Annotated in this window: 9 protein-coding genes; 7 read left to right on the top strand and 2 right to left on the bottom strand. The window is 63.4% G+C overall.

Features of this window, described 5'->3' with window-relative positions; translation table 11 throughout:
* Positions 1–433 (top strand): ribose-phosphate diphosphokinase (gene prs, locus ACFDTG_RS04685; protein ID WP_375289854.1); only part of this gene is annotated, 433 nt, incomplete at its 5' end.
* On the opposite strand, the gene ACFDTG_RS04680 is transcribed toward prs, so the two are convergent.
* Positions 414–1,466, bottom strand: a complete 1,053-nt coding sequence (locus ACFDTG_RS04680; protein ID WP_375289853.1) for a helix-turn-helix domain-containing protein — start codon at positions 1,464–1,466, stop codon at positions 414–416. The genes prs and ACFDTG_RS04680 overlap by 20 nt on opposite strands.
* A gap of 76 nt (positions 1,467–1,542) precedes the next feature.
* Here ACFDTG_RS04680 and ACFDTG_RS04675 point away from each other — a divergent pair, with 76 nt between their 5' ends.
* A complete protein-coding gene (locus ACFDTG_RS04675; RefSeq protein WP_375289852.1) occupies positions 1,543–2,316 on the top strand; it encodes an inositol monophosphatase family protein in 774 nt (257 codons plus the stop codon).
* Here ACFDTG_RS04675 and ACFDTG_RS04670 read toward each other — a convergent pair.
* Positions 2,313–3,017 carry a bacteriorhodopsin gene (locus ACFDTG_RS04670; protein WP_375289851.1) on the bottom strand — a complete coding sequence of 235 codons (705 nt, stop codon included), beginning with the start codon at positions 3,015–3,017 and terminating at the stop codon, positions 2,313–2,315. The two genes, ACFDTG_RS04675 and ACFDTG_RS04670, sit on opposite strands and share 4 nt — an antisense overlap.
* A gap of 158 nt (positions 3,018–3,175) precedes the next feature.
* Between ACFDTG_RS04670 and ACFDTG_RS04665 the strand changes: the two genes are divergently transcribed.
* The 5 genes from ACFDTG_RS04665 (at position 3,176) to ACFDTG_RS04645 (ending at position 6,683) form a co-directional block, all read left to right on the top strand.
* Positions 3,176–3,940 carry an SDR family NAD(P)-dependent oxidoreductase gene (locus tag ACFDTG_RS04665; protein WP_375289850.1) on the top strand — a complete coding sequence of 255 codons (765 nt, stop codon included), beginning with the start codon at positions 3,176–3,178 and terminating at the stop codon, positions 3,938–3,940.
* A gap of 142 nt (positions 3,941–4,082) precedes the next feature.
* Positions 4,083–4,286: a 50S ribosomal protein L35 gene (rpmI, locus tag ACFDTG_RS04660; RefSeq protein ID WP_375289849.1), complete on the top strand. Its 204-nt coding sequence runs from the start codon at positions 4,083–4,085 to the stop codon at positions 4,284–4,286.
* Between the two features lie 27 nt (positions 4,287–4,313).
* Positions 4,314–4,673: a 50S ribosomal protein L20 gene (gene rplT, locus ACFDTG_RS04655; protein WP_375289848.1), complete on the top strand. Its 360-nt coding sequence runs from the start codon at positions 4,314–4,316 to the stop codon at positions 4,671–4,673.
* A 124-nt stretch (positions 4,674–4,797) separates the two neighbouring features.
* Entirely contained in the window at positions 4,798–5,739 is a 942-nt protein-coding gene (locus ACFDTG_RS04650; protein ID WP_375289847.1) for a helix-turn-helix domain-containing protein, read from the top strand.
* Between the two features lie 32 nt (positions 5,740–5,771).
* On the top strand, positions 5,772–6,683 hold the full coding sequence (locus ACFDTG_RS04645) for a helix-turn-helix domain-containing protein (protein ID WP_375289846.1): 912 nt from the start codon (positions 5,772–5,774) through the stop codon (positions 6,681–6,683).
* Positions 6,684–6,701 lie beyond the last annotated feature (18 nt).

Raw genomic sequence — 6,701 nt, 5'->3', positions numbered from 1 at the left:
GGGCGGTGTGGTGCGCGCCCGCGCGCTGGCCAAGCGGCTGGACAATGCCCCGCTCGCCATCGTCGACAAGCGCCGCGACCGTCCCGGCGAATCGGAAGTCATGAACATCATCGGCGATGTTTCGGGGCGGGACTGCATCCTGATCGACGATATCATCGATTCGGGAGGTACGCTTTGCAACGCCGCGCAGGCCCTTCTCGATGCCGGCGCCAGTTCGGTGGCCGCCTATATCACCCACGGGGTTCTTTCGGGCGGAGCGGTGGCGCGGGTGGATGCCAGTGCGCTGAAGGAACTGGTCATCACCGATTCGATCCGCCCCACCGACGCGGCACTCGATTCGAAGCGCATCCGCATCCTGACGATTGCGCCGCTGATCGGAGAGGCGGTGCGCCGCATCGCCGATGAAAGCAGCGTCAGCTCGCTTTTCGACTAAGCCCGCCCGGCGCGGCGGGATCGGGGCCGCCTGGTTCCGCGCCGGGATCGCGCCAGGGGGCCAATTGGCCGGCGGCAATACGCTCCAGCAGTTCGACCCGCCGGGATTGGCGGATCTCCATCGTGATGCGGAGCAAGGGGTGTGATCCATTGCGCAACTGGCCCGGCGTCATGGCGAAAAAGTGCCGCATCTCGCGGATCATGTGCGGCTCGTCGAAATAGCGCAGGCGAAGGTCCTGCTCCTCTTCCTCCAGCGCCACGCCCAGCAGCAGCGCGGCAAGGTCCAGACCGCGTGCGCGGCGCAGGGCCTCGGCCGGGCTCAGGCCCCATTCCCGACGAATTATCCGTTCCAGCGTACGGCGGGAGACGCCACGCGCCCGGGCGAAATCGTCGAGCCTGAGCGAAGGGTCGGTAAGGCTGGCGGTCTCAAACGCGGCCATCAGATCGTGCGGCGGCGCGGGGTCGGCAGCGGCAAGGGCTTCACAAAGCTGATTATCCACCGCATCCAGCCAGTCGCGCACGTCCGCCTTTGGTTCATAGCCGGGCAGCGGCGCCGGACTCCCCGAAATGGGGTCCATGCGATAGATTCTATCGACCGTCTCGGGCTGAGGCGGCACATCGAATGCGCTGGACGCGCCCGGCACGAAGTTGACCGTCACCACCCGGAAAGACCCATGTACGCTCAGCGGCATGGCGTGCGCGTTGGGTCCGAAATACAGGGGCAGACCCGCGTCGCCCGGATGGTACTCGAAAAGACCATCGGCGGTCCTGGCGGTCCAGTGCGCACCGTAGATGATGCGCAGCACCGGATGGGCGTTGAAGGTGCAATCCTCGATCGTTCCGCCCGGGGCCAAAGTCACATCGGTCACACCGATATTGCTGATCCACGGCTGCGCAAGGGTGTTGGGCCGGCGGGTAAGCGCCAGCGGCATTCCTTGCGGCGTGGATCCGGTGTTGGTCCCGAATCGCAAAGGGCGCGCGACGGCATTCTGGCGCCCACCGGCGCGCGTGCCGTCGTTGGAGCCGGACTTCATGCAAATCCCCCGGAAGCGACCCGAAGGGCTGACCGCGGCGCTTGACCATGATCATCGAGGAGGCAAATGCACAAATATGCCTAACAGTTCCGATCTGACGCTCGCCAATCGTCTCGCCGATGCCGCGGGCGCGGCAATCCGCCCGCTGTTCAGGGGCCAGTGGACCGAAGAACGCAAGGATGACCGATCTTTCGTTACCGAGGCGGATCGCGCGGCGGAGTCCGCGATGCGCGCTATCCTCGAATCCGAACGCCCCGAGGATGGCATACATGGCGAGGAATACGGGAAGACCCGCGAGGGCGCAGCACGCCAGTGGGTGCTCGACCCCATCGATGGGACCACCAGCTTCATCGCCGGGCGGCCCATTTTCGGCACGCTGATCGCGCTCGTCCAGGATGGCTGGCCGGTGCTGGGCGTGATCGACCAGCCGATTCTGAAGGAACGCTGGGCCGGGCGGGTCGGCCATCCCACCACCTTCAACGGCGATGTCGTGGGGTGCCGCCCCTGCCTCGAATTGTCGGATGCGGTCATGGGCGCCACCAGCCCGCACATGTTCGGTGAAGGCGATGCGGATGCCTTCATGGGGCTGGCGAAGGGCGTGGCGGAGCGCAAGATCGTCTGGGGCGGCGACTGCTATTCCTATGGCCTGCTGGCGAGCGGCCACATGGATATCGTGTGCGAGGCCGATCTCAAGCTCTACGACTTCGCCGCTTTGGTGCCCGTGGTGGAGGGTGCCGGCGGCATCATGTCGGACTGGCAAGGCAATCCCCTAGACGCGCAGAGCGATGGTCGCGTGCTGGCGCTAGGGGATGCCGCCCGTCTGGAGGACGTGCTTGAAGCGATGACTTAAACGGTGATTGCCGCGCGATCCTCGCTGACCGGAAGTTGCTTGAACCGCTTTGTCGCAACGAACCCGTAAATCACCTTAGCGGTGATATCGAGAGCGAGGATAAGCCACAGGCTGGCGGTATTGGACAGGAGGCGGGTTCCCTCCGGACCGACGAGATAGGCCACCGGGTAGATCAGCCACACAACCGTGAGGAAGGCGAGATTGCCACGGTAAACGCGTTCAATCCCTCCACCGAGGTTTTCACCGATGCGGCGCACAGGGACCCACAGGATATAAAGAACCCCAGCGAAAGCCGCGCAGGACCACGCATACCAAACCCACTTCACGAACTCCGAAGTCGCCAGCGATGCAAGCAGGCCTGTAGCGATCATCAACACATCGAGTACGATTGCCGGGAGGATATAGGTGGAATGGCGCGGATGTTCATGCAGACCGGTGAGAATGAGCCCGGTCAGGAGGATGGGCGTCGTCGTGGCCCAATCGGCATAGCGCGGCAGATAAAGCGTTGCCTCCCCTACCCCTTCGATCACCCCTGTCCCAAGCCACATCGCGAGATAGGCCGTGGCTGCGATGAAAGGCACCATCGCGTGAAATTGAGTGTGATGTCGAAACTCGCGTCGCTTGTCTCCGTACACGTAAAGCGCGAGCGAGCTGAGCGACATGACCACGAAACCGATCATCAGAGGTAGTTGGTTTTCCATAAGGGTTGCCTCGTAACCCGTCCAGAATCGCTTAACGCTTGCGCTGCAAATGGTTCCGCGCGTAACCTATTGCCGAACCGACAGTTTCTCGTTGCGCGTTTGGATCGGCGTAAACCGAATTCGCTAAAAATGGTTCCTGATTCCGGGAGAAAATAACAATGAACACTGAGCCGACCATGATCGTGACGGGTGCCGGGTCCGGAATCGGGCGCGCGGTGCTGATGCATTTCGCGGCGAAGGGGTGGCGCGTTGCGGGACTGGACAAGGATCAGGAAGCGCTCGAAGAATTACGCGGCGCTTTTGCCGATTCACGGGTTCTTCTGCACAAGGCGGATGTCGGGAAAGAAGACGAGGTGCAAGCGGCCTTCGTCGCCATAGCCGATTGGCTTGACGGCGATGCTCTTGGCGCGCTGATCAACAACGCGGGGATAGCCGATCCCTATAGCGGACCTCTCGAAGAACTTTCGCTCGCGGATTTCCAGACATGGATCGATGCCAGCCTGACCGCGGCATTCCTCTGCAGCCGGGCTGCGGTTCCGTTGATGAAGCGGGGCAGGACCGGCGCGATCGTCAACATATCAAGCACGCGGGCGGTCATGAGCGAACCCGAATGCTTCGGCTATGCGGCCGCAAAGGGTGGATTGGATGCGCTCACGCATGCGATGGCTGTGTCGTTGGGCCCCGAAATCCGTGTCAACACCATCCGCCCGGGCTGGATCGAGACCGGGCCGTGGCAGAAGGAGGCGGACCGCAGCGAACCCTCGTATCGCAAGAAGGACCGCGAGCAGCATCCTGCGGGGCGTGTCGGCCGGCCCGAAGACATTGCCGAAACGGTCGCATGGCTTGTCTCGGCCGGCTTCGTCACCGGGCAGGCCGTCAACGTGGATGGCGGCATGACGGTGAAGATGATCTACGCGGACTGAGCCGTCTCGATACCCCCCTGCCCCCTTGCAATCGACACGCTTTTCGCTATGTCGCGCGCCTTCACCGACACGTGATTCCCAACCGGCCTGGCCATCAGGGCTGCCAGGGCTGGTTACAGCGTGTCTCTGAAAGGAGATGAAAATGCCCAAGATGAAGACCAAGAGCGGTGTGAAGAAGCGCTTCAAATTCACCGCCACCGGCAAGGTCAAGCATGGTGTCGCCGGCAAGCGCCACCGCCTGATGAGCCACAATGCGAAGTATATCCGCCAGAACCGCGGCACCGACGTCCTGTCCGATGCAGACGTTGCGCATGTGAAGAAGTGGGCCCCCTACGGCCTTAACTGAGCCCGGTTTTTCTGAAGGAATTACGATATGCCTCGCATCAAACGCGGCGTTACCACGCGCCAGAAGCACAAGCGTTTACTGGATCAGGCCAAGGGTTACCGCGGCCGCCGCAAGAACACCATTCGCGTTGCCCGTCAGGCGGTCGAAAAGGCCGGCCAGTACGCCTATCGCGACCGCAAGGTTAAGAAGCGGAACTTCCGCGCGCTGTGGATCCAGCGCATCAATGCGGCCGTTCGTGCCGAAGGCCTTACCTATTCGCAGTTCATGCACGGCACCAAGCTGGCCGGCATCGAACTGGACCGCAAGGTGATGGCCGATCTCGCCATGAATGAAGGCGCCGCCTTCAAGGCGATCATCGGCCAGGCGAAGGCCGCGCTGCCCAACTAAGGCACGCCGGAAACGGATCACGGAGCGGGGGCGGTCTTCGGACCAGCCCCCGTTTTTGTGTCTTGATTTCAGGCGTTCTGCGGTGGATTGCCCGCCGGATGCCCACTGGTCGCAGGACATTGTCGTGAGCACGGCGCCGACCGTGGTAGAAGGCCCAGGCCTGCGACTGCACCTGTTCCTGCCCGCTCCAGCTCTAGCCCCCTACATTACTTTGTATTACCGGACCGAGGTCACCTCGCGTCATCTGATCGAGGACGGCCTTCCGCCCGAATGGGCCAATCTACGCTTCGGCAAGGGGGCCGTGTACGAAGCCGCAGTCGGGAGCACGGAGTTTCAGATGGTGCCAGAGGCGGTCGTGGCCGGGCCGACCAGCAAGCTCACTTATCTGCGCATCGCACGTGGAGATTTCTGGGGCGTGGGACTGCTGCCCCTTGGGTTCACCCAATTCATCGGCTTACCTGCCAGCGATTTTGCGGACCGCTTTCATGATCTGGCGGAGGTGGAAGGTCTGGCAGAGATCAAGGCAGCCATCGCTTCGATAATGGCAGCCCCGGCCGACACCGCCGGAGCCGTCGGCACGCTGAACGATCTTTTCACCCGACTGGTAGAGCCGTCTGCCCGCGGGAGCGACCTGATCGTCGAAGCCCACGAGGCGCTGCTGTCGGAGGATGTGCGTTCTGTCGGGGAGCTTCAGAGCGCCCTGGGGCTCGGCAGCCGCACGCTGGAACGGTTTTGCCGTCGGCATTTCGGCTTTACGCCTCAGCTCCTGCTGCGCCGGCAGCGCTTCCTGCGCAGTTTATCCCGCTTTCTGGTCGACCCTTCGCTCAAATGGATCGGCTCGCTGGATTCGAATTACCACGATCAGGCGCAGTTTGTTCGCGACTTTCGAGCCTTCATGGGCATGCTCCCGCGCGAATACGCCCGGATGGAGCATCCCATCGCCATGACGGCCCTACGGGCGCGGCGGGCCCTGCTGGGCGCCCCCGTGCAGGTGCTGCACCGGCCCAGCGCGCCTCCCCCGCGACGCGCAGACGCAGCGAAAATGGGGGCGCTGGCCGCCGATTGAGAACGGGGCCGCACTATGCCATAGTCCGTTCCATGGGGAGGAAGACCCTTCGGGCGCGTTTTTTCCACCCGCCGCAGTCGCTGGCGGGCTGTTTCACGAGCTTCTACCTCCTCGAGGTCGACTTGCCCGAGGGTCGATTTCTGACCGATGCCCTGCACCCGGAATGGGGCAATCTGCGGTTCTTCCAGGGTGCGCTTCCCGAAACCAGACGACCAGACGGCGCTATGCTGAAAGAAACGCCATTCACCGCGACGGGTCCGAGCGCACATCCCACCGCCTTCCGCCTGCCCAAGACGCGCATGTGGGGTATCGGCCTGCTGCCGCTGGGCTGGGCCAAATTCATCGAGGTGCCCGCCAGCGAGCTTGCAGACAGCGTCAGCGACGGAATGCAGCACCCGGCCTTCATCCGGTTCAGGGCGCTTCAGCACGCGCTCGAAAATGCCGAGGCAGAGAGCGAAGAGGCTCAGGCCGAGATCATCTGCGATCATTTTCTCGCCCTAGACCGACCGCTGCGTGACAAAGCGAGGATTTGCGCCGTGCACGAGGCGCTGATCGACCCCGAGGTGCGCAGCCCCGCCCAGCTGGCCAGCCAGTCCGCGATGACGCCGCGCACCCTGGAGCGGATGTGCGCGCGGTATTTCGGCTTCCCCCCGCAGTTGCTCATCCGCCGCCAGCGGATGATGCGCACCCTCGCCGCGTTCATGCTCGCGGAGAAGACCACCTGGTCGCAGGTGATCGACCTCCACTACACCGATCACGCCCATTTCACGCGGGAATTCCATGCGTTCATGTGCATGAGCCCAAGCGAATATGCCGCGATGGAGCATCCCGTGCTGGGCGCCTTCATGGCCGAGCGCGAGCGGCAATGGGGATCGCCGGTGCAGACGCTGGATGCGCCGCAGGGGCCGGGCACGTCCGCAGATTCCCCGAAAAGCGGGCTTTAGCTTCGCCCCCGCGGGCGC

The organism is Qipengyuania sp., assembly GCF_042095715.1.
In the GTDB taxonomy this organism is placed as follows: Bacteria; Pseudomonadota; Alphaproteobacteria; order Sphingomonadales; family Sphingomonadaceae; genus Qipengyuania.
This window is presented reverse-complemented; position numbering and strand designations above follow the sequence as displayed.